Origin of the sequence: Granulosicoccus antarcticus IMCC3135 (genome assembly GCF_002215215.1) — a bacterium.
GTDB lineage: Bacteria > Pseudomonadota > Gammaproteobacteria > Granulosicoccales > Granulosicoccaceae > Granulosicoccus > Granulosicoccus antarcticus.
Map to the genome: position 1 here is coordinate 916167 of NZ_CP018632.1, position 23753 is coordinate 939919.

The 23753-nt window shown below is 52.4% G+C and carries 17 protein-coding genes; 7 read left to right on the forward strand and 10 right to left on the reverse strand.

Annotated elements, in window-relative coordinates:
• Positions 1–11: 11 nt before the first annotated feature.
• Positions 12–701, reverse strand: coding sequence for an NAD(P)H-binding protein (locus IMCC3135_RS03950; protein ID WP_088916407.1), 690 nt, complete (start codon positions 699–701; stop codon positions 12–14).
• Between the two features lie 298 nt (positions 702–999).
• Here IMCC3135_RS03950 and IMCC3135_RS03955 point away from each other — a divergent pair, with 298 nt between their 5' ends.
• From IMCC3135_RS03955 to IMCC3135_RS03975, 5 genes are all read left to right on the forward strand, one after another.
• Complete coding sequence (locus tag IMCC3135_RS03955) at positions 1000–1611, forward strand: TetR/AcrR family transcriptional regulator (protein ID WP_088916408.1); 612 nt, start codon at positions 1000–1002, stop codon at positions 1609–1611.
• Positions 1612–1728: 117 nt separating this feature from the next.
• Entirely contained in the window at positions 1729–2862 is a 1134-nt protein-coding gene (locus IMCC3135_RS03960) for an MBL fold metallo-hydrolase (protein ID WP_088916409.1), read from the forward strand.
• On the forward strand, positions 2846–6370 hold the full coding sequence (locus IMCC3135_RS03965) for a TM0106 family RecB-like putative nuclease (protein WP_088916410.1): 3525 nt from the start codon (positions 2846–2848) through the stop codon (positions 6368–6370). The genes IMCC3135_RS03960 and IMCC3135_RS03965 overlap by 17 nt, the downstream gene beginning before the upstream one ends.
• Entirely contained in the window at positions 6363–7031 is a 669-nt protein-coding gene (locus tag IMCC3135_RS03970) for a helix-turn-helix domain-containing protein (protein WP_088916411.1), read from the forward strand. The genes IMCC3135_RS03965 and IMCC3135_RS03970 overlap by 8 nt, the downstream gene beginning before the upstream one ends.
• A 43-nt stretch (positions 7032–7074) precedes the next feature.
• Positions 7075–7977, forward strand: coding sequence for a DMT family transporter (locus IMCC3135_RS03975; RefSeq protein WP_088916412.1), 903 nt, complete (start codon positions 7075–7077; stop codon positions 7975–7977).
• A 98-nt stretch (positions 7978–8075) separates the two neighbouring features.
• On the opposite strand, the gene IMCC3135_RS03980 is transcribed toward IMCC3135_RS03975, so the two are convergent.
• The 4 genes from IMCC3135_RS03980 to IMCC3135_RS03995 form a co-directional block, all read right to left on the reverse strand.
• Entirely contained in the window at positions 8076–9572 is a 1497-nt protein-coding gene (locus IMCC3135_RS03980; RefSeq protein WP_088916413.1) for a tripartite tricarboxylate transporter permease, read from the reverse strand.
• A 6-nt stretch (positions 9573–9578) separates the two neighbouring features.
• Positions 9579–10067 (reverse strand): tripartite tricarboxylate transporter TctB family protein, encoded by a 489-nt coding sequence (locus IMCC3135_RS03985; RefSeq protein WP_088916414.1) that lies wholly within the window; start codon positions 10065–10067, stop codon positions 9579–9581.
• Positions 10068–10076: 9 nt separating this feature from the next.
• On the reverse strand, positions 10077–11069 hold the full coding sequence (locus tag IMCC3135_RS03990; protein ID WP_088916415.1) for a tripartite tricarboxylate transporter substrate binding protein: 993 nt from the start codon (positions 11067–11069) through the stop codon (positions 10077–10079).
• Between the two features lie 480 nt (positions 11070–11549).
• The gene (locus IMCC3135_RS03995; protein WP_157735747.1) at positions 11550–13130 is read right to left on the reverse strand and encodes a hypothetical protein; all 1581 of its coding nucleotides are present in this window, start codon (positions 13128–13130) and stop codon (positions 11550–11552) included.
• 307 nt (positions 13131–13437) lie between these two features.
• Between IMCC3135_RS03995 and IMCC3135_RS04000 the strand changes: the two genes are divergently transcribed.
• Together IMCC3135_RS04000 and IMCC3135_RS04005 are read left to right on the forward strand one after the other, a co-directional pair.
• Positions 13438–14703: an ABC transporter substrate-binding protein gene (locus IMCC3135_RS04000; RefSeq protein ID WP_088916417.1), complete on the forward strand. Its 1266-nt coding sequence runs from the start codon at positions 13438–13440 to the stop codon at positions 14701–14703.
• Positions 14704–14870: 167 nt separating this feature from the next.
• The gene (locus IMCC3135_RS04005) at positions 14871–17654 is read left to right on the forward strand and encodes a methyl-accepting chemotaxis protein (RefSeq protein ID WP_088916418.1); all 2784 of its coding nucleotides are present in this window, start codon (positions 14871–14873) and stop codon (positions 17652–17654) included.
• Between the two features lie 33 nt (positions 17655–17687).
• Here IMCC3135_RS04005 and IMCC3135_RS04010 read toward each other — a convergent pair whose 3' ends face one another.
• From IMCC3135_RS04010 to IMCC3135_RS04030, 5 genes are all read right to left on the reverse strand, one after another.
• A complete protein-coding gene (locus tag IMCC3135_RS04010) occupies positions 17688–19370 on the reverse strand; it encodes a BCCT family transporter (protein WP_088916419.1) in 1683 nt (560 codons plus the stop codon).
• Between the two features lie 487 nt (positions 19371–19857).
• A complete protein-coding gene (locus IMCC3135_RS04015; protein ID WP_088916420.1) occupies positions 19858–20532 on the reverse strand; it encodes a response regulator in 675 nt (224 codons plus the stop codon).
• A gap of 7 nt (positions 20533–20539) precedes the next feature.
• The gene (locus tag IMCC3135_RS04020; RefSeq protein WP_088916421.1) at positions 20540–22009 is read right to left on the reverse strand and encodes an ATP-binding protein; all 1470 of its coding nucleotides are present in this window, start codon (positions 22007–22009) and stop codon (positions 20540–20542) included.
• A gap of 197 nt (positions 22010–22206) precedes the next feature.
• A complete protein-coding gene (locus tag IMCC3135_RS04025; protein WP_088916422.1) occupies positions 22207–22437 on the reverse strand; it encodes a hypothetical protein in 231 nt (76 codons plus the stop codon).
• Positions 22438–22449: 12 nt separating this feature from the next.
• On the reverse strand, positions 22450–23613 hold the full coding sequence (locus IMCC3135_RS04030; protein ID WP_205737894.1) for a Na/Pi symporter: 1164 nt from the start codon (positions 23611–23613) through the stop codon (positions 22450–22452).
• Between the last annotated feature and the right edge of the window lie 140 nt (positions 23614–23753).

The following is a 23753-nucleotide window of genomic DNA, read 5'->3' on the forward strand; positions in this document are numbered from 1 at the left end:
GCTCAGAAGACTCAATCAGTGGAAGAATCCAGTGCCATGAATTCCTGCCAATGCAAGACTTCAACGCCTGTTGAAGTCTTGCATTGGCTGTTGCGAGCAATAGCTGTTCCCAGTTTTTCCACAGCAATACCCCTGAACTTTCTCAGTGGACCCACCATGATGTGGCTCAGCGCAGGCCACAATGCCAGGGTCAAAGCCTGAGAGAAGCCGTAACGATTGTTCGGTGTGATGATCATGGAGGGTTGGAACAGACTGAGACGTTTGAAATTCAAGGCCAGCAGCGCCTCATTCAATTCGCCCTTGCTACGCAGATAGAACGAACGGGATTGGGCGTCAACACCCACAGAGCTCAATAATTGAAAGTGTTCAATGCCTGCTTGACGACAGTGCGTGGCGAAATCCAGTACAGCCTGTTTGTCGATGCGCAAGAAATCCTGCTTATCAACCTTGGAGGGCTCTCCGATACCCAAGGTGCAAATGGCGCACTGGTAGCCACTCAGTAAAGCCTGGTAGCTTTCCGGGTTCAGAATATCGATGCAATGTTGCTCGATATTCTCCTGATTGATTCCGGCCAGCTCTCGCCGGCCCAATAGAGCAAGTTTCCCCAGACCGGGCTCGCTGCGCAGTGCTGCAACAACCTCGCTGCCAACGGCACCTGTTGCACCCATCATGACAATATTCAATGGATTTGCATTTGACATGATCTAAGCCAGTCCGCCCAGCAGGCCTGAGCGCGCTGTTGGCGTAGTGTCAGAATGGCCGCCTTGATGGCGATACTAAGGCCTAAACCGGTAGAGGCTCCGGTAACCACAACAACCTGGGGACTGTTCATGATGATGCTTATTGCCTGAATAGATCAGAGGAATTCTGAATAGGTGGAAAAGAAAGGTAAACTCTCCAGTGTACTTTAGGGTAACAATAATCAGTTGTAAACCGAGCAGTGTACTTTTCGGTTAATATGGAGAGCATGCAACCAGCGCCGGGCACTATCAGCCGCTCATGACAAGCGATCAGACCTACAGCCAGCGCAAGCGTGCCGCTATTCTCAACGCCGCAGCGGAAGAGTTCCGGAGTAATGGCTACCGGGAAACCAGCATGGACCGGATTGCTGAAGTCGCGCAAGTGAGCAAGCGTACGGTATACAAGCATTTTCCCAGCAAGGATGATCTTTACCGGGCCATTACCCATGAGCTTGTCTTGCAGGAGCATTATTCGATTGATGGCAGCTATAACCAGCAGCAATCGCTACGTTCACAACTGATACATATTGCCACTCAAGAGGTGGCAGCCTTCAGCTCCGATACCTATCTGTCGAACATGCGAGTATTGCTGGGAGAAGCTTTCCGTTCGCCGGAAATCGTGCAGAAGGTCTTTCAGGATCTACCTGTTAACGGGGGCGCATTTTTCGAATGGATTAACGCCGCCATGGATGATGGACGTCTGCAGATAGAAGACCCGAGGCTTGCCACTCAGCAGTTGCTCTCTTTGCTCAAGGGGATCTTGTTCTGGCCACAGGCAATGTCGATGCAAGGGGCTGTCAGCATGAAAGCTCAAACAACGGTCATTGCCTCGGCCGTTGATATGTTTCTGGATCACTACGAAGTCAGATAGCGGGTAGTGCTCAAGCTCGACTAGTCATGGATAACCCCGGGCTAGATCCTGAATTTCCATGAGAGGTAGCTGCATCAGAGTGTGCGTCCATCTCCTGTTGTTATCGAATAAGAACTCATGAAAAAACGTTGGTTTCTTGTGCCTTTGGCATTGTTGGCTGTGCCGGTATTCGCCTTTCAGGCAGGCCTGTTTCCCGAATTAGGCGCACGCCCTGCGGCAGAGGATCGGCTGCGTTTTCTCGCCTCGGAAGCCTACAATCCAGAGGCTGGAATATTCGAGAATCGCAGAGCCGACCTGGTTGCACAGATGCAGGAGAATATGGAAACCATTCCCATGCTGCGCAAGTGGTTTGCCAAGCGGCCCGATGCCCGGCCTGTCAGCGAGTTACCGCAGCGTCAGCCAGATCTGCAGCAGTTTCTGTCAGCCAGTTCAGAGACGAAAATCATCTGGTTCGGGCATTCGACGTTCCTGTTGAATATCGCGGGTACGATCGTATTGGTTGATCCGGTGTTCGGTGACACGGCATCACCGGTGAGTTTCATGGTCAAACGATTCCAGCCTCCGGTACTTGAACTAGAGGAGCTGCCACCCATCGACATTATCCTGATCTCCCATGATCACTACGATCATCTGGATAAGCCAAGTATTGATTTCTTTGTTGACAAGGCGACCCAGTTCATAACCCCACTGGGGGTTGGTGTTCACCTGAAGCGTTGGGGAATCTCTGAACACAGAATTACCGAACGAGACTGGTGGCAATCGCATGAGTCGCATGGAGTGGAATTTACAGCAGCTCCCGCCCAGCATTTTTCGGGGCGTGATGGCGCGAACAATAATGAAACGCTATGGGCGTCCTGGGTAGTGGCAGGTCCTGCGACGCGCTTGTTCTTCAGTGGCGACTCAGGTTACGACACACATTTTTCACAGATCGGTGAACGCCTGGGACCGTTTGATCTGGCGTTCATGGAGAATGGTCAATATGATCAAGCCTGGCCGTATGTTCATATGCTACCCCCTGAGACAATCCAGGCATTCAAGGATGTTAATGCAAGTCGCTTGATGCCCGTGCACTGGGGTATGTTCGAACTGGCTTTTCACACTTGGTATGAGCCAGCAGCGGCTGTTAGTCGCCTGGCTGAGCAAGAGGGTATCGAGTTGGTGACGCCCATGTTGGGAGAGCTGATTACTCTCGATAATTCACTCAGAACAACCCACTGGTGGGAGACTGTTGCTCATGCGAATCCTGAATAACCGTCTTGTCTTCTCGCCCAGTGATCTGTCTGGATATCTGAGCAGTCCTTTCGCTTCATGGATGGATCGTTTTGCCCGTGAGTTTCCAGATCAGGCACCGCCGGCAGATGAGGCCGATGCCTTGCTGGGCGTGTTGGGTAAGCGAGGCCTTGAGCATGAAGCGGCGTTTGAACAGCGCTTCAGAGACGCAGGTCTGGAGGTCCTCAATATCGATGCTGAAGTTTGTGCTACTACAGAATCTCTTTCACTGTCAGCCGAAGAGGACATGGACAGGAGAAGACTGTGCACCGTTGAGGCTATCCGCTCTGGGGTCGATGTCATTGCACAGGCAACACTAGAGGGCGAACGTTTCGCAGGTGTTGCCGATTTTCTTGTCAAAGTGCCAGGTGCCAGTGAGCTGGGGAGCTATCACTATGAAGTATGGGATACCAAGCTTGCTAGCAGGATAAGACCCGGCTTTGTCATACAGCTGTGCTGCTATGTCGAGATGCTGGAGCAGATTCAAGGCTGCCGTGCAGAGCACTTGGTGGTTGTTCTGGGCGATAGGCGTGAAGAGCGTGTACGTCTGGTTGATTGTCAGGATTACTACCGTGCTCTGAAGCAGCAATTCCTGCAATTGCATGATGGCTGGAGCCGCGATGAAATGCCGTCACCAACCGCTTCGAGCAGTTATGGCCGTTGGTCTGGCTATGTCCAGTCCTGGCTGGAAAGCATTGATCATCTTTCCCAGGTGGCCACCATAACCGGTTCGCAGCTTGCACGTCTGGAGGCGGCCGGTATTGCAACGCGGGCAGCGTTGGCGGCTGTTGATGTCAGTGTGGCGGGCATTGATGATATGAGCTTGCAACGTCTGGCCAGGCAGGCCAGCTTGCAGATTCAGAGCCAGGGCTGTGCTGTGCCTGCCTACAGCTTGCTAGAGCAGCCTGTTGATATTGCTGCGGCTGATGCTCGGGAAGTGCTTCTGAGTGTCGGTGAATCTGGTGTTACAAACGGATTGTCACGTTTGCCTGCCTGGTGTCCAGAGGATGTATTTTTTGATATCGAAGGTTTTCCACTGGACACTGGCGGATTGGAGTATCTGTGGGGTTGCACCTATTTTGATGAGCAAAGTGAGCGAACATTTCGAGACTGGTGGGCACATGATTCAACGGCAGAGAGACAAGCCTTTGAAGGTTTCATAGACTGGATTTATGAGCGATGGCAGCGTGCGCCGACTATGCATGTCTATCACTATGCCAACTATGAGATAGCCGCCTGCCAGAGGCTGATGGGACGCTATGGAACTCGCGAACACGAACTCGATGAATTACTACGGGCCGATGTGTTCGTTGATCTGTATGTGGTCGTTCAGCAAAGTCTGCAGATTGGTGAGCCACGTTACTCGATCAAGAACGTCGAACGACTCTACCGAGGTGGTCGTGACACCGATGTGGGAAGTGGCGGTGATTCTGTGGTTGTTTATGAGCATTGGCGCGAACGCCACCAGGCAGGTGTGGAGGGAGATACCTGGCAGAACTCTGAGACTCTGAACAGTATTCGAAATTATAATATCGACGACTGCAACTCGACGCAGGAGCTTGTTGATTGGTTGCGCGAGCGGCAACAGGAACATGGCATTACGATACAGCTAGAGACTGGCGATAGTCAGGAAGTCATTCCCGATCAGGTGGTTAGTGCACGACTGGAAATGCGTGATCGTTTGCTACTCAATGCTGATACACAGCGCAAGGCTGAGGATTACATGACGGCCGCAGTCTCGGAGAACATGGCCGGATTGCTCGAGTTTCATCGCCGGGAAGCAAAACCTGCCTGGTGGCGCTACTTTGATCGTCACAGCAGTACACCCGAACAGCTGATGCATGATCCGGCCTGCCTGGCCAAATGCCTGCGAACGGGGCGTGAGCCATTCAAGCCAACTGAACGGGCCAGGAATTTGGCCTACGAATATGATTTTGGAACGATGCAGGATTTCAAGGGCCTGCCTGCCGCGGTCGAGTTGCTGGATGAGCGGGGTGATAATGACAAACCACTGCGTGCCACCGTGCTTCATGCACTGAGTGATTTTGCGCAGGGACGTCTGGTGTTGCAATCCGCAAAGGAACTGCCGACCACGGTGACGCTCATTCCTAATGAATTCATTAATCCGGCACCGATTCCCGATGCTATTGACGCCGTTGTCGAGCAGTGGCTGGAGCGCTCTGATGAGACCGGTAGCATTGACGATTTTCTGTTCCGTCGGGCTCCTCGGTTCAAACAGCCCAGGCCGGGTGCGATTGCATATGGCGACACCTCTGAGGAACGCCTGGCCGCAACCATTGAGGCGGTGCTGGATCTGGATGACAGCTATCTGACCATTCAAGGGCCGCCGGGTTGTGGCAAGTCATACACAGGGGCACGAATCATTGCAGCCTTGTGTGCTCAAGGCTGCAAGATCGGAATTTCCAGTAATAGTCATGCCGCCATTCAGAACCTGATGACAGGCGCTGCACGGTATTGCCAGGCACAGGGTGTCGCTGCAAGATTCCTGTGTTCACGACAGCCTGATGATGAGTTGGTGCAGTTGGGGGCGGAGCTCTTCAGCAACAGCAAGCTGGCAGCCGAACTGGCACCCGCGACCGTGGTGGGAACAACAGCCTGGGGTTTTGCCCGCAACGATCTGGCGGGGGAGTTTGACTACCTGTTGATTGATGAGGCGGGTCAGGTGTCTGTCGCCAATCTGTTGGCCATGAGTCGCTCTGCCCGCAATCTGGTGTTGCTGGGTGATCAGATGCAGCTGGGACAGCCCAGCCAGGGCTCGCATCCGGCTGAAAGCGGATTGTCGGTACTGGAGTATTTGCTCAAAGGACAGCCGACTATCGATGAGAACATGGGCGTTTTTCTTGGGACCACCTACCGGATGCACTCGCACATAAATCGCTATGTATCACAGAGATTCTACGACGGCAGACTCAAGTCAGTAGCGCAAACGGATGCCAGGGAGTTGTTGCCGGATGAGGCGCGTTTGCCAGAGCTTGATCGGAAGGCGGGTATCTGTTTTATTCCGGTTCAGCACACGGGCAACGCACAATCCAGTGAAGAGGAGGCCGTTGAAATTTTTCGTCTGGCAAGGTCGCTTCTGGGCCAGAGAGTCAAAACGTCTGCCAGTGATGACAGCTCAAAGCCTCTGGGCTGGAACGATCTGTTGTTTGTGGCGCCCTATAACCAGCAAGTCAAATTGCTGCAAGAGCGTCTTGGCGAGCAGGCACGTGTGGGCAGTGTTGACAGATTTCAGGGGCAGGAGGCTGCGGTGGTCTTTCTTAGTCTGTGCAGCAGTGATGCCGCTGAAGCACCACGTGGTATCGATTTTCTGTTCGATCCGAATCGCCTGAATGTAGCAATCTCGCGGGCACAGACGCTGGTCGTTGTTGTGGGTAACCCAGGACTTGCGACGACAAGAGTCTCGACGGTTGCGCAGCTGCGAAAGGTGAACCTGGTGGCAGGATTGCTTTATCATTCGGCAGATGAGTGAATCGGCACAAACACTGGATGGCATGGTCCGCCTCTATAGCGGAGACTATGCGGCGCATTCACACGATTACTCACAGATACTGTTCGGCATGAGTGGATGCCTTGAGCTGCAGCTGGAAGGGCGTGCCGCACGGGTGGATGCAACAACCGGGTTGGTGGTGCCGGCAGGCTATCAGCATAGTTACTGCAGTTATTCAGACTCGCGTGTCTGGGTTGTTGATACGGCACTCTATCGGGATCTGGACAAACCACGTGCCTTTCATTTACCGCTTGACTGGCAGCCCAGCTCGAAAGCGGTTGAGGTGCTTGCGGGTGTGAACGCCTCCCCGAGAGTTTTGCAGCGCCGTGGAGTCAATCCCTTGCTGCTGGAAGCCAAGGTTGGTGAATTTCTGCATGAGGCCTGGCCCATTGCGAGAATGGCGGCATTCTACGCCTTGTCGGTGCCGCAGTTTCATCGTCGCTGGAAGACGCTCACCGGTCAGACTCCACAGGCCTGGATACGAGCTCTGCGGCTGGATCAGGCTCAGAGCCTGCTGCAGGCAGGGCATTCTCTGGAAGCGGTTGCCAGTCAGGTCGGATACTGTTCAGCCAGTGCCTTGTGTTACGCATTGCAGCGAGACCGTGGTCTGGGTGCGCGTGAATTGCGTAGCACAGCGCGATAGTTTCTCGACATTGTCTGATCGATTCCTGATGCAATCTATCTCCATGAATAGACAATCACTTACCGGCATCATCTTGATACTGTGCGCAGCCATGCTGTGGGGAACCACGGGTACGGCACAAACCTTCGCGCCCCTGACGCTGTCATCGTACTGGGTTGGGAGCATGCGCTTGCTGGTAGCCGCCAGTTTCTTTCTACTGTGGTTGAGTTTGAGGAATGCGAGCGCGCTGCAACCGTCGCGTCTGCGCCAGTTGCCATGGATGGCTATTACGCTGGCTGCGGTGGGAATGGCCGTCTACAACCTGGCATTTTTTGCAGGCATTCGCGCCACCGGTGTTGCTTTGGGTACCGCGATGGCTCTGGGCAGTGGGCCCGTGTGGGCCGGTTTTCTGCAGATAGTCGTGACACGCCAAAAGCCATCCGGGCTCTGGTGGGCAGCTTTGTCGATCTGTGTACTAGGACTGGTAATGACAACGATGGGGTCTCAAGGCAGTCTCAGCCTGCCTGCATCGGGCATCGCGCTGTGCTTGCTAAGCGGTCTGTCCTACGCTGTTTACGCGCTGGCAACCAAGCAGATCGTAGCGAGCACGCCGCCAGAGGTAGCTACCGCTTCGGTATTTCTGCTGGCGGCGCTGATTGCCTTGCCAGCGGCGGGGCTGCTGGCCGGTAAGCCCATGATCAGTACCGGCGATGTGGTCGTGATGCTTTGGCTGGGCGTGGTGGCAACCGGTGTGGCTTATCTGTTGTTCACCACGGGGCTGAAGTTTGTCAGCAGTGCCACCGGCGTGGCGCTTGCCTTGGCCGAACCTGTGACCGCCGTTGTTCTGGCTGTTCTGATTGTCGGCGAGCGTCCCGCCTCAATTTCTTATGCGGGACTGGTACTGATGTTGTTGGGGCTGGGTATTCTGGTGAAATCAGAAGTGTCGGGGAGCGATGCTTCTGGCTGATCTGTATCTGGATAACGAGGTGACGGCAGCTGCAATCGAACTGCCGTCACGATGTCGAGATACAAGATATACGCCTTGTATCAGATGCCAGAAAAATATCAGGCTAGTCTGGGTTTTCTTAGTTGATTGATGATCAATCGAACGAGCGGAATGACCCAGATCAATATCACGATGACACCAAGGGTTGCAGCGATAGGGCGTGAGAAGAAGCCGGAGAACTCACCATCCGCCTTGATCATGGATGACATGAAGTTACTCTCCAGCATGGATCCGAGCACGATACCCAGAATGGTGGGTGCGACCGGAAAACCATTGCTTTCCATGATGTAGGCCAGCACGCCCATGAACAACATGACACTGATACCAAATACCGTGTTGTTGATGGCGAATGCACCGACCACACAGAACATCAGGATAATGGGAATCAGGACATGACGCGGCACACGAAGAATGTTTCGTGACAGTCGAATAGCCAGAAAGCCCAGTGGCAGCAATGCCAGGTTAGCCAGGAAGAAAACGATGAAAACAGCCTGTATCAGTTCCGGCTGATTCATGAAGACCGTTGGCCCCGGGTTCATGCCCTTCATGTACAGCACACCGATAACGATGGCCGTTATCGAATCGCCGGGAATACCAAATACCAGCGCAGGAATCCATGCACCTGCCAGACCTGCATTGTTGGCGGTACCTGCATCGACAAGACCCTCTGGGTGTCCAGTGCCGAATTTCTCCGGCTCTTTCGAGAAACGCTTGGACATGGCAAAGGCGATCCAGGCTGCAATGTCAGAACCAGCACCTGGCAAAATACCAACGACGGCACCAATGAAACCACCGCGGGCAACATTGAGCTTGTATTTGGACAGAATGCCGCCCAGCCCTCTGAACACATGCTTGGTGGCTTGCTGTGGTGCTGCTTGCTGATTCTCTGGTGAGGCAATGAAGCGCATGACTTCCGAGATGGCAAACATGCCGATCATGGCAGGGATGAAACTGATACCTCCCATCATTTCCACGCTACCGAAGGTAAATCGCGGATGACCAGCCGTAATGTCTATACCGATAGTTGCGATGAACAAGCCCAGTAGCAGGGATACAAAACTCTTGAGAGTTGAGCCGGAGGAGACGACCACGGCACAGGAAAGGCCCAGGCAGGCCAGCCAGAAATATTCGAAAGAAGAGAACTTGATGGCAAACTCAGCCAGAGCCGGTGCCGTCATGGCCAGGATCAGTGATCCGAAAATCCCCCCGATTGCCGAGCAGACAAGGCTGATGCCCAGGGCTGTTTCGGCCTTGCCCTTGCGGGTCATGGCGTAAGCTTCGTCGCAGTAGGCCGCAGAAGCAGGAGTACCGGGTATGCGCAGTAGTGCACCGGGTATATCGCCCGCGAATATGGCCATGGCCACGGTGGTGACAATGGCGGCAATGGCTGGAACCGGATCCATGAAGAAGGTGAACGGTATCAGCAGGGCGGCTGCCATGGTTGCTGTCAGCCCCGGAATGGAGCCTACGAACAGGCCGAACAAGGCTGAGGCGAGCATGACGCCCAGTACCTTGAAGTCAAAAACGAGTGCAAACGCTTGAAGTATCGTATCCATGTCAATCTACCCGAACAGATTGCCGGTGATACCCGCGGGCAATGGCACCAGCAGTACACGAGCAAAAAGCAGTTGCAACAGTACCGTGGTAACGATAGCGATGATGGCCGCTGACAGAAAAGAGGACCCCAGACGATAGAGAAGCGTGGCGAGTATGAGGAAGGCGAGGGGCAAGAAACCAATGGTGTCGGACAGTAGGATGTAGGCAATCAACAATCCGGGTACCAGCATCATGTTGATGCGTGTCGTGGGTGATTGAGCCCAGTCGCCGAGGACGACCCATTCATTGTCACCATTGTCTGGTGTACGTCTGGAGATGACGCCTCTGACGATGAGGATCAATCCGCATAGAGCCAGGCCACAACCGATAAGAATCGGGAACAGACTGGGACCGAATTTTTGACCGTGTAGTGATGGAAACGTAGTGCTGTACGTGATCTCCGCTAATGCGAAGATCACGAGCACCAAGCCGATGACGGCATCATTGAGGCGCATTGACAGTAATTACTTGGCCATACCGACAGCACTCATGACTTTGCCAAGTGATACGTCACTGGAAGCCATCCATTCAGCGAAGTCGTCACCGGATTTCCATTCAAGGCCAAAACCGCGACCTTTCATGAATTCCTGAAAGTCGTCAGACTTCCAGACGTTTTCAAGGGCTGCGGTGAGTGTCGCTGTAATATCATCAGGTAAACCCTTGGGAGCTGCGATACCACGCCATGCAGCCATCTGCCAATCGATGCCTGTTGCTTCATTCAAGGTTGGTACATCCGGATAAGCCTCTACACGCTCACTGCTCATGATGGCCAGCGACTTGACTTTGCCAGCATCGATGAGGCCTGCAGCTTCGACAATCGAGCAGGTAACAACATCAACACCCTCGGCAACCAGCTCTTGAAGAGCAGGGGCAGCACCTTGTGAAGGTACCCACGGTGCTGCATCAGGACTGATGTCGGCAGTGTTCAACATGCCGGCCATGGCCAGATGCCAGATGCCACCCTGGCCTGTGCCCGAGGATTTGTGCTTGCCACTGTCGGCTTTGATTGCGTCAATGACATCTTGTGCACTTTCCCAGGGAGAGTCGGCGCGTACCAGTAGACCTGAAGAATCAGCGTTGTACAGAGCAATAGGGGTGTAATCGGTGCCAGAGAGTTTCGTCAGGCCGGCCCAATGCATCATGCCGATTTCTACCGTGACAACACCAATGGTATAGCCATCGGGTTTTGCGTTTGCAATAGCTGAATGGCCAACGACACCACTACCACCGTCACGATTGACAACGTTGAATGGCTGGCCGAGTTCTTTTTCAAGCAAAGAACCTATCATTCGACCGGTCGCATCAGTGCCGCCGCCCGCGCTCCAGGGAACGATCAGTGTGACAGGGCGTTCTGGCCAGGCAGCCATTGCCGGAGTCATGGCCGCAGCCAGAAGTAAGGCGGCAATACTGCTGCCTAGAGTTGTCTTGTTGATTGAGCTTAAGATCTTTTTATACATGAACGGCTTCCTCACAAATGTGTCGGTCGGTGGGTGGTGACGGTGGTAGAGGCAAAAATAATACATTATTCCCCAGTAATGACTAGCCATTCTTTGCATTCACTATGAGGGACCGATTTGTTTGGAGATGTTTTTTTGCAGTGCAGGAAGTTTGGCAAGACTCTGAACAAGTGTCCGCTTCGGTAGGCTGACAAGCCGGAAACGCGTTGAATTGCCCAGGCAGAATCCATCGACAAGTCAAGGGGAAGGGGCGTGCTGTTATTGCCTGCGTTTCTCTTCAGAATACGCAACCAGGCTATGCACTGACCTGGTTTTTACTGGTCATGCTGAGTTTTTTGGAGTTGTATTATTACTCAGGGAGCCAGAATGATGGTGCTGTGCTCTACACAGATAGGGCGAATAATCCTATCTGTGTAGAGTGAATATACTTACCGATGCAGGGTGCTGCTCTTTAGGATTACCCTCAGAGCAGCGCACTTATCAGTATAAAGGAGGGGCGCTGACGCAATTGACCGATTCGCTGTTCTCCAGCAGCGTGCACTCGCTGTCTGACCAGGAGCTGTGCTCGTGTTGAGTCGTAGCTCCTGTCTCGTCGGTGATTGAAAGTGTGTAACCGGCCTCGCCTTGTGCCTCGACACTCATTGATTGTCCCAGATCATCGCTGATCATCAGCATTCCATCGCTGAACCAGGGGCTATCGTTCAAGTTGTCGCACATGAGGCCGAGTTCACCGTTTTCATCCAGAGTATCAATCTGCAATGGCTCGTACTCTGTCCACGGTGCGGTAACACGCATTGACAGTTGCAGGCAATTGGAGGCGTTGACGCGGTTGGTCCAGTCGTGCAAGGCGTTTTCGACAATGGTCGTATTGCCATCGGCTTCAGTAATGGTGTAGCGGCCTTTGAGCAGATGACGACCTGTGATTTGTTGATACTGTAGTGATTCCGTGTGTGTGCCTGAATCGGACAACAGGTCTGTTGGTGGGGCACTTCCCAACTCTGGAACTGTCCATCCCGTGTCCAGCATGAGTTGATGGCCGTCTTCATAGTCCAGAGTGTAGTTGCTGAAACTGCCTTCGATCTCCTCATTAATCGAATCCTCATCCCGGTAAACATGGACTTTGCCGGTGTGACGAACTCCGTCGAAATCGCAGCCTTGCATGTCATATCTGAAGGTTTGATTGCGCGAACTGGAATTGCTGAGTTCGTTCACTTCATAGCGGCCACCGTCCGGGCAATCCACTTTTTTCAGGCTGCCGGATAGCGTGTCATAGCCATCGCTGTTGATGGGGGTAATGACAAATCCCTTATCCCAGAGATCGCTGACTGGGGCGTAGTTGCTACCGGTGATCTGTACAAAACGGCGTATGAACTCGGTGTTGCCTGGATTGCCAATGGCCAGGTGATTGATTTGTTTGAGTAGAGCCATTGCGCCCTGATCGCTGAAGAGCGTGTAGGCTTGGCCGGGATCAGGCTCATTGTCTGTCGAACCTTCGCCGGTAAACACTGGTATCAGAACCGATTCCGAGCGGTTACCGTTCTGGTCCAACGCGGCTAATTCAATGGATTCCATTCCCTCTTCCAAGGCTGAATGATGGTCGAAAAAGGCGCTGGTACCGTTGCTTGCACTGAGTAGCTGAGCTTCGCTGTTACTGATTTCATAGCTCAGTGGTTCTGCTGCTCGATCCCAGAATATTTCGAAAACACCCAGTGAGTAGACTACCGCGTGTACATTGGTAGGCTTTGCCACAGAAGAGTGGGTGTCTGGCTGTGTGTTAACGATAACGGTGCCGCGGGCAATGACTTCATCTTCATCCAGAATCGCTTCGACTTCAAATTCATGGTTTTGTCCGGGCGCCAGAAGGTCTGTGTAATAGCTGATGCCATAGTCCTTTTCGCGAACAGCGATATCATCCATGCTGACGCGATATGTCAGATTACCAGTGGCGTTCTCTGGTAAGACTGTACGATCCCAGAACAACTCAGCGGCCGTCGTCGAATACACCGTCTGGCGAAGATTCATCGGTAGAGGGGAATCGTCAGCTGCTTGCGCGGATGCCATCGGTAGAAGGCCTAAATACAAGGCTAACCATGGGGTAGTTCGGGAGACTGCTTTTGCTTTAAATAGAAAGATCATCATGTCCTCAGGCTCTTTGCTTAGTGGTGGAGTTACAAACCGCTGTGGTTTGAACATGCAGTACAATGCAGTTGCATCGGAGGCTGACACTAGCATGTAGACATTTTCAGAAGCAGGTCAGCTGATGTTTGATGAAGAATGTAACAATCGGGAACGCTAATAGCTTTCAGAGGTGAATTGCATAGCCGCTATTCAGAAAAGGCAAACAGAAAGACGTCTCGGCGGCGTATCCATGGAATCTAGAAATACCTCCAGATATTTGATAACACTGCTGGTAGTCGCTCTATCTGGCATGCTCTCCAGTACCGCCATAGCGGACAAAGACATCATGGTGGGGCATCTCACTTACCACACGGGTGATTATGGGAGCTTTGGTCCCTTCTTTGATGGTGTTACGGATTTTACACTGGCAGTGATCAATGAAGACCCGCCACTGGGTCGAAGAATGTCTGCCATTCATCAGGACATCGGCACGATCGGAGAAGAGCGGGCGGTTAAAAAGCTCCTGAATATTGGCAAGGTTGAGATCGTGCTCAACGTAGCACACGAATATCTGAGCTACCGAGACTATCTTCTCAAGCGAATATCGTTTTTGAAAAAACCTCTGATGCCTTCTGTTCATGGTGGGGCCATAGATGCAATGTATGGAGGCAATGCAGAAGAGCCACTCTTCAGAGGTTCGCCAATGGACTCTGCTCAGAGTGCGGCGGCCATGCTATATATAAAGAATTCCGGGAAAAAGTCGGTGGTTCTTGTTGCAACAGAAAGTGCAGGTCATCTGTTGCAAATGGAAGCTGCTAAGAAGTCAGCGGAACGCCTGGGCATTCAGGTGCTAAAGTCAATGGTTATTCAGGACGACTGGACAGACTACAGCAGCGTGATTGAAGAAATTGCAGAAGTACAGGCAGAGGCCGTTGCGGTGTTCTCTGCACCTCGCAGTGGTGGTATTTTCATAAAAAATGCAGCAGAAGCGGGGAATTCCTGGTTTTTGGTTGGTACCAGTGAGTGGCAAGAGCAAGACTTCGTCAAAGAGGCGACGATAGAGGCTGTAAGAAAACATGAAGCGGTGGTTATGTCAGCGTATGCACATGCCCGCAGTCCCGCGTGGGGATACTACAAGAATGCCGCTGAAGCATCTGACCAGATAGATGTCATTGGTGATGTGGCTAATTCCTATGCCTTGCAGTATTACGATTTGCTGGTTGCCAGTGCTCTGGCCATAGAGAAAGCCGGAAAAATAGATGCGAGTAAATGGGCCAGTGCGATGTTTGCCGTTACCGCAGGTGGGGGAGAACTTGTCTACTCCTATGCGCAAGGCCTGGCTGCGATTCGTGCAGGCAAGGAAATCAACTACGATGGTGTAACCGGTTCGATGGAATTTACCGATACCGGTGTTGTAGCAGGCTTGTTCGGAATATTCGAGTGGGCCAGTGAAGATTCAGTGGTGCAGGTATCAACAGCCGACGGGGATGTGGTTGCTGAGCTGGGTCAAGAGTGAGATAGGAACTCAGAAAGGAATTTTTCAATGGTTGAACACACGATTATATTACGGCGAACGTGTGTCGCTCATTGCAAGCTGCTACAGATATGCTTCACCACGCTTTCAGCCTATCGATGGGTGCTCATGATTCTGAGTGATGGTGAGTTTGGAGTGGCAAAGTCCTCATGAAACAACTGAAGATGGGGATAAAATCCAAACTACTGGTCGCCTTTGGTCTGGTTGTGGGTACCACCTTGTTGGCGAGCACCATTGCCGTTAATTCTTACGGTACATTTTCGGCCTCTCTGCGAGAGATAACCGAAGTCAGCGTCCCTTTCATGTCTGAATCCATGGCCACCACGCAGTTGGCTGTCGAGTTGAATGCGGCCATTCCGGCCTTGTCGTCCGCTCGCATACAGTCAGATAGAATTGCAGAGCTGGAACGTATCAATATCAAAGTCGGCAGGCTGGAGCAGAAGTTTTCCGCTAACAAAGGTCTGGCTGGCTCAACGGAAGAGGTCAGCAAAAGTGTGAAGGCCATAAATTCGGTTCGAGAGCACCTTCAGACACTGGATCTGTCAGTCAGTGCTCGTATCGATGCGCTGGACAGTATCAAGATATTGATGCAGAAAATTGGTGTCATTCAGCGCCAGATCAATTCGGATTTGCTCGAGATATCCAACAAAGGCACCGCGGAATTCGAGGCGCTTGCCAGAGCCACATTTGCAGAGAACAGCGAGCAGGTTGATACCTTGATCGGCACGCGAATGCACCATCTGATCAACACGCTGAAGTTGCAGAACGCTGTGTCTACCTTTGAGTCTCTTGTACTTGCTACGGTGACGGGAGTCGCCAGAGAAGACTTGGCTGACATCAAGGCGTTGGCTTCAGCAACGGTACAAGACATCATACAGTTTCGACGTGAGATTTCGGTGGAGAACATTGATGACGTAGATTCGATGGATCTGGATATTGAAAAATTACTGAATATCGTCACGGACGAAGAATCATTCTTCAACAGCGTATCGGCAGGTTCTGCCACGATATCGAGCCCTGATTCAGGGGGCGCCGCAATCTCGGTTCGCGCGATGAAAACTCGTATTCTGGATGCACTCTCGCGAGCAGTGGAGGCCGAGAATTTCCTGATAATGCTGGATGGTAATGAGCTCTTGAACAAGTCCGAACAAATACTACCCAGGCTTATGTACGACGGGGTGGGACAACTAACAACCTTGCTTGAACTACGAGCTGAGCTGAATACGATTTCCGGTACGCTGGGGCAAGTTCCTCAGGTCAGTAATATTGCAGCAATGGAACCATTGAAAGAGCAGTATCGCTTGTCGCAGGGGCTGATCGAAAGGAGCCTGCCAAAGACCATTGACATACAGGGTATGCATGGTATCGCTGAGCAGGTCAAGGTCTTGTTCATGTTAGGTAACGATACTGATGGTATTTTCTATCATCGTGCGCAGGAATTGACTAGTGAGAAATCCATCCTTGAGTCAGTAGAGAAACTTGAGTCCATTCAGTCGGGTATCATTAATTACCTGGTAGATCGTGTGTATGAAAGTCGTGAGCAGGTGTCAAATGAGGGGGCTAAAGTCAATGGCTTGATTGACACTAGCCAGGCTCAGTTAATACTTGTTTCTGTGTTGAGTGTTCTGGTTACCGTGCTGGTGTTCTGGTTGCTGATTACTCGCAGTTTGCTCAAGCGTTTACTGCAAACCATCATCGCTCTCAAGTCACTTGCAGATGGAAAATACGATGTGTCCGTATCCATCAATGGCAATGATGAATTGACCGATCTTGCGAAGACCGTTGAAGTGTTCCGTCAAAATGGCATGACTGCGAAACAGCTGCAGGAAGAGCAGCAACGGCAAGCCGAGCAACAACGAAAGCTGGATCTTGAGTTGGCTGAAGAGGCGCAACTCAAACGTGATACGGAGTCAAAGCAGCATGATCTGGAGCAGGCCGAGGCTGCCATGCAACGTTCGGAGGCGTTGGAGTTACAGCAGCGTGTAGATCGCCTGCTGGCGGCAGTGAGTGCTGCGGCCAACGGAGATTTGAACTATCCGATTGACACTAACGGAGATGATCTTCCCGGGCAGATGGCGCGATCTCTTGATTTACTGTTTTCGGAGATGCGTTCGAGCATGCAGGCAATCAATACCAACTCCTATCAGTTGAGCAGTGCCTCTGAAAGGCTCTCTGCTCTGTCAGGAGATATGAACGAGTTGTCGAAGGCTAATGCAAACAATAGCCTGAAGGCCTCGCAAGTATCTGATGACGTAGACTCAGGCATCAATAGTGCGGCCGGAGCAGCTGAGGAACTCAGCGCATCCATAAAGCAAATTGCCCGTAATACGGCCGAAGCTGAGTCTGTCGCGGTAGAGGCTGTCAATCTTGTCCAAACCACCGATACAACTGTGCGAAAGCTAGCTGAGAGTAGCGTGGGTATCAGCTCTGTTATCAAAGTCATTACCTCGATTGCAGAGCAGACCAATCTATTGGCTCTGAACGCTACGATAGAGGCCGCTCGGGCGGGCGATGCAGGCAAGGGATTTGCCGTAGTGGCAGGTGAAGTGAAAGAGTTGGCGAAGGAGACAGCCAGGGCAACAGAACAGATCGAGTTGCGTATCAGTGATATTCGAACTGACACGGAGTCGGCTGTGACAGCAATACGATCAATATTCAATATTATCGGTCGTATCAGCGATATTCAGTCATCAATATCGGTGTCAGTCAATGAACAGGCAAGTGTGACCCAGGAGATCAGTCAGTCGGTATCCAGATCTGCCGATGGTAGCGAGGTTATATCGTTATTGATCAAGGATGTGGCCTTGAAGGCGCAAGGTAGTCAGAGCGCATCCAATGATGTGAAAACAGCGGCTCTCGAATTATCCGAAATGGCGACACAGCTGCAGCAGCTTGTGTCGCGATTTCAAAGTGATGCAAGCAAACCCCACTGACAGCACTGGCTGTCAGTGGGGCATGCAAGCCGTTTAGCTCGCGCTAGCTGCTTGCGCTTTATTGGCGCGTTGTTCAACCAGTGATTGTCGCAAACCAATGAACAGGCTGACACACAGTATCAACAGTACGACAGTAAACGGGAAGCCGGTTGAGACTGCCATCGCCTGAAGTGCTGTCAATGCTTCGGAACCACCAACCAGCAGCAGTGTCGCTGCCACAACGCCTTCAAAGGTGCACCAGAAAACACGTTGAGCCGCGGGTGCGTTGGTTTTGCCACCGGCGGTAATGGTGTCGATGACCAGTGACCCGGAATCTGAAGAGGTCACAAAGAAAACCAGTACCAGAAGGATGCCGAGCATTGAGGTGATCGTGGCGAATGGCATTTGCTCAAGCATGACGAACAACTTGAGCTCGAGTGCAACGTCCTTGACGGGGGCTGCTACATCAGCAATCACCTGGGCAATGGCTGTACCACCAAAGGCGCCCATCCACAGTACGCAGACAAACGTTGGAATGACCAATACGCAGAAAATGAATTCACGTACGGTTCTGCCACGTGAAACTCGTGCGATGAACATGCCGACAAAAGGTGACCAGGAGATCCACCAAGCCCAGTAGAAGCCAGTCCAGCCTTGTGAAAAGTTGGTGTCTTCACGTCCGAAAGGCATGGATAACGGAATGATGTCCTTGATGTAGGCAGCACCACCGGCAATGGTCGTGTCAAAAATCTCTGCAGTGGGTCCCAGTACAATGATGAACAGCAGAAGCAGGCCTGCCAGAATGATGTTGATCTCGGAGAGAATCTTGACGCCACCGTCGAGCCCTCGTAGAACCGATATCAGGGCAAGACCGGTGATGACTGCAATCAGGACCACCTTGGCAATACTACCGGTGCCCCAGCCAAACAGATGATTCAATCCGGCAAGTGCCTGCTCTGTTCCAAAACCCAGCGAGGTGGCCAGGCCAAATAATGTAGCAAACACCGCGATGATGTCGATGGTGTGTCCCCACCAGCCCCAGATGCGTTCCCCAAGGATGGGATAGAAAGCCGAACGCAAGGTCAGAGGCAAGCCACGATTATAGGTAAAGAAAGCCAGTGCCAGAGCCAGTACTGCATAGATGGCCCAGGGGTGTAGCGCCCAGTGAAAGATGGTGGCTGCCATGGCCAGATTTCTTGCTTCAATAACGTCGCCGCCGGCACCGCCCAGAGGGGCCCAATCGGTTCTCATGCCACCTTCCATTGTGACACCGCCCAGAGACGAGCCAAAGTGTGACATGGGTTCGGAGACACCGAAGAACATCAGGCCAATACCCATACCTGCTGCAAACAACATGGCAAACCAACCCATATAGCTGTAATCAGGCTTGGCATCTTCTCCACCCAATCTGACACCACCTAGTGGTGTGACAAGCAACATCAAACAGAAAAGAACAAAGATGTTGGCTGCACTCAGGAAGAACCAGTCAAATGTAGATGTCAGGTAAGGGCGCAACCAGCCAAAGAATTCGGTTGCTTGTGCCTGAAATACCAGAGTAATCAGTACAAACCCGACCACTGCCAGAGCAGATATGGGAAAGACAGGGTTGTGGATTTCGAGGCCAAAGGGGTTGGCATTGTCCTGGCCGATTTCAAAATCGGTTTCTATCGGGTGTGGTGCATTATCCATATGACCCTCAATCGGGTCCTCAGGGGGCGTGTCAACACGATCAGTCATACGCAGTTGTCCTGTGTTCTAGTGAATTCTGGTTGCAGAGCAAGCCGCAGGACTTGATGAACCACGAGGCGCTGGTAGCGCATTTACGACCATGGATGCCGAAGTGCACTAGCGCTGGCAGATGAGGTTGCCGCTAGTCAATCTGTAAAGAAAGTGACAGCCAGAGCAGCAGAATTGCCGCTTGATCCGAGTTGGCAGTCTACGCTAGACACTGTTGCATTGCCATTGTGACAGGCTGCCTGTAAATATGACATTCACTCTGAATATGAGTATTTGTGGTGAATGGATACCCGTCAAAGTGGCCTGAGATGGCCGTAGAGCCGCGTTTTCATGACCTGGGCAGAACAGCGGATGATGGAAAGCTGCGCGTCTGACAAAAACCTGTGAACAGAAGAGGGGGCAGGGCTAGAAACGATCGATTGGGCAATAATATGGGTTTGTCAATGCGTGTTATTGATAACAAGGGCGCATCGCCTGGAGTATAAATTCAGGGCTTTTCGAATTTATAGCCAATACCGTAGACCGAGTGTACGTACTCTGCTCCGGGGTGAAGGTCGTGAAGTTTCTGGCGCAGCTTCTTGACGTGGCTATCAATGGTGCGGTCACTGACAATGCGGTTGTCGGTATAGATCCGATGCATCAATTGGTCTCGGCTCAGAATATGCCCGGGCTTGTCATGTAGTGCCTTGAGCAGGAATAGCTCAACACGGGTCAGTTCGCAATGTGCGCCGTGGATGGTCACCATCGCTTTGGTCTCGTCCAGGAAGAAGCTTTCATCCTGATCGGCACCGTCGGTTTTTGGTTGACTGCGCCTGAGTACCGCCTTCACACGAGCGACTACTTCGCGTGGACTGTAAGGCTTGCAGATATAATCATCAGCACCAATTTCCAGGCCCAGAAGACGATCTATCTCCTCGACGCGAGCGGTCAGCATGATAATGGGCAGCTCAGTATTGGTCTTGCGCAACTCACGGCAGACACTCATGCCATCAAGTCCCGGTAACATCAAATCCAGCAAGAGCAGGGCAGGTGGCGCCTCAAGAATGCTTTTTAGAGCCTGCTCACCGTCGTGATATACGACGGTATCGAATCCTGCCTGGGTCAGATAGCCTTGCATCAGGTTAGCGAGTTTGGGCTCGTCTTCCACAATCGCAATCATCATGTTCGTTTTACCGGAAAAGTGGCAGATTGATACTGATTTTCAGGCCGCCGAGTTCAGAGTGTGAAGCGTTCACCTCACCATCATGAGCTTCCACAATTCGCTTGGCAATGGCAAGGCCAAGCCCCGCTCCACCGGTTGCGCGGTTACGTGAGGCTTCCACACGATACAAGGTATTGAAAAGAAGAGGTAGCTGATCATCGGTCACGCCGGGAGAGGCGTCTTCCCATGTAATGTGGATGTGTTCAGTTTGAATCTGGATGCCAATATTCACAGTGCCACCCGGATCGGTATAGCGAATCGAATTTTGCAGCAGGTTGTCGAACAACTGTTCCAGGCGCTGACGATCACCGCGTGTAAACAACGGTTTGCCGGGCTGGTCGATTTCCACACTGATATCTTTGGAATTGGCCAGAGGAGTAGCCGAGTGGCAGCGTGCCGCGATGATTGATACCAAGTCCAATGGTTCAAATTGATAATCCAGCGCGCCGATGTCCGACAAGGTCAGGCTGTGAAGATCGTTGATCAGTCGTGACAGGCGTAGCGATTCGCTGTGTAGTGATGCGATAGAGGTCTCATTCACTGGAATGACGCCATCAATCATGGCTTCCAGCTCCCCCTGCAAAATGGCAACGGGCGTACGCAGCTCGTGAGAGATTTCTGCCAGCCATTGTTGGCGAGCGCTCAGATTCTGATCCAATGTCATTGCCAGCCGGTTGATGTCGTGTGAGAGGTCGCCAATCTCATCCTTGCGATCAGAGTAGATACGATGCGTGAACTCCCCTTGGCTGATTCTACTTACGGCGCCCTTTATCTTGAGAATGGGGCCAACAAGGCGTGCCGCCAGAATAACAGCGAGCAAGGCTGAGAGCAGGATCACGAAAAGCGCACCGTAGGCAAAGCTTCGACGCTGTTGTTCGGAAAATACCTTGTCGAGCCCACCGGACAATTGCTGTCTCTGGAGGTAGCCAAGATAGCCTTCAATCTTGCCATTGACGCGAATAGGCAGCCAGATATGCTCAGGTTGACTGGAGCTCATGTGGCTGGGGCCGATCAGAATATGCCGTTGAGCATCAGCCAGTACCAGTTGGGCCGCAATCGTCAGAACAGTTTCCGAGCTGTCCAATGTCGCAGGCCGTGGAGGTGGCGGCCTGTCATCGTCCATTAATGGTGGTCTGGGATTTATTGCAGATTCAGGTGGATGCTCTGGGCCGCGAGGTGGCGAGGGGCGCTTGCCTGCATATTTCTGGAGCAAAGACTCCCAGGTTGGCAGCTCGTCGATCAGCCAGTTCCAGCTACCTGAGCGCTCGAAGCCTGCGCTCAGTTCATCGATCATGGGTGCAAGCTTTTGTATCTCACTCTGGTTGAGATAGCCTAGAAACCCACGATTAAAGCTCCAGCTGTTGAAGGCATATAAAAGTACGATAAGTAGCCCGCTACTCAGTAGCAGGCTCAGAAACAACTGGTATTTGAGGCGCATTGCGAACAGAGTTTATACCGGATTATCCGGCTATCGGCTCACAGCTCCGGCTTTACAGCAGTATCCTGATTCTTTGCACAATTCAATGTGTTGCACTGGATATCCAGACTTGACTCTGATGCCGTTCTTTACTGCATCAGTGGTGCAACTGTTTGACCAGCGCCGTGATGGAAAGCGGCACCGGTCATGTTCAGGGTTTATTTCGAACGACTGGATTGGGCTTCGTCTATCAGATAGCGCAAAAAATCCTGGATTGATCGCAAATTGAGCTCTGCATCTTTCATGTGCTGATCTAGATTGAGAATCTCGCGTTCCTGCGCCATCGCATCACGCTTCTCCAGCTCGGCTCTGAGCTCTGTCAGAGTCTTCTCTGTCTGACCAACCAGAATACGCAGGTTTTCGTTTGTCAGTGTTTTGAGTTCATTCATGGTTTCAGCTCCTCAAGCTAGCGCAGTGACACCGAGACAAACGCCGGGTATGACAAAGAAAACGCCCAGGATATAGGCCAGGGCAACTGACTTGTTCTCGGCAGCTGTCTGCCCTAGCCACTCTGCGGCTCTGACTGGCAAATATCTGAGGAAGGGCAAGCCGTAGATGACGATGACGCCAACCACGTTGTACGTAAGGTGGATGAAGGCGATTTGCAGGGCTGCTTCAGCGTTGCCAGTGACGGCTGTAGCTGCCAGAACGGCCGTCAGACAGGTACCGATATTGGCACCCAGTGTGAACGGGTAGATTTGCTTCAGTGTGAAGGCGCCAGAACCTGCCAGAGGCACCATCAGTGAGGTGGTGGTGGATGAGGATTGCACCAGGGTGGTCACCAGAGTGCCCGACAGGATTCCTGACAAGGGGCCGCGGCCGATGGCGGTGTGCATGATGTCGCGTGCTCTGCCCACCATCAGTTTCTTCAGTAAACGTCCCACCAGGGTGATGGAAAGAAATATCAGTGCAATACCGAATAGCGCCAGAACGACTCCGCCCAATGGGTCGCCCAGGGACAGGAATACATTTTTGGCCGTGTTGACCACAGGAGCGGTTGCCGTCTTGACGAAGTTCATGCTGCTCATGGAAGCATCGGCGCCGCCATAGAATGGCTGTGCAAGTAATTTGCCGGTCTTTTCCAGCAGACCGAATGCGATTTCCAGCGGCAGAAAGATCACCACTGAAAACAGATTGAAAAAATCATGCACAGTCGCAGCGGAGAACGCTCTTGAGAATTCCTTTTTCTCTCGCACATGGCCCAGTGAGACCAGCGTATTGGTTATCGAGGTGCCTATATTGGCGCCCATGACCATAGGTACTGCGACAGCAACCGGTAGGCCGCCAGCAACCAGGCCGACGATGATTGAGGTGACCGTAGAGGAGGACTGAATCAGGGCGGTGGCGACCGTGCCAACGACCAGACCAGCAAACGGATTGATGGCGAAGGCGAACAGTTGTTCGGCCTGATCACCCGTTGCCGCCTTGAAGCCGGAGCCAATCATGCCAACGGCACAGATCAGGAGATAGACGAGTGCCGCAACTCCCAGCCATTGTTGCCAGGTTCCCTTTTGCTCCCGTTCGAGGAGCCTCGCATCTGCCGGTTGATAGTCTGTCGTGGCCACTGTCAATGCTCGCTGTTGCAAAGTCGCCGAGGCTACTCAGGCTTGATGACAGAACGGTTAAAACGATGATTAAGGGGGCGTGATTCTTGATAGGTTTCTCATTTGCAATGTACCCGGATATCGCCTGCCGTTGTCGTGCA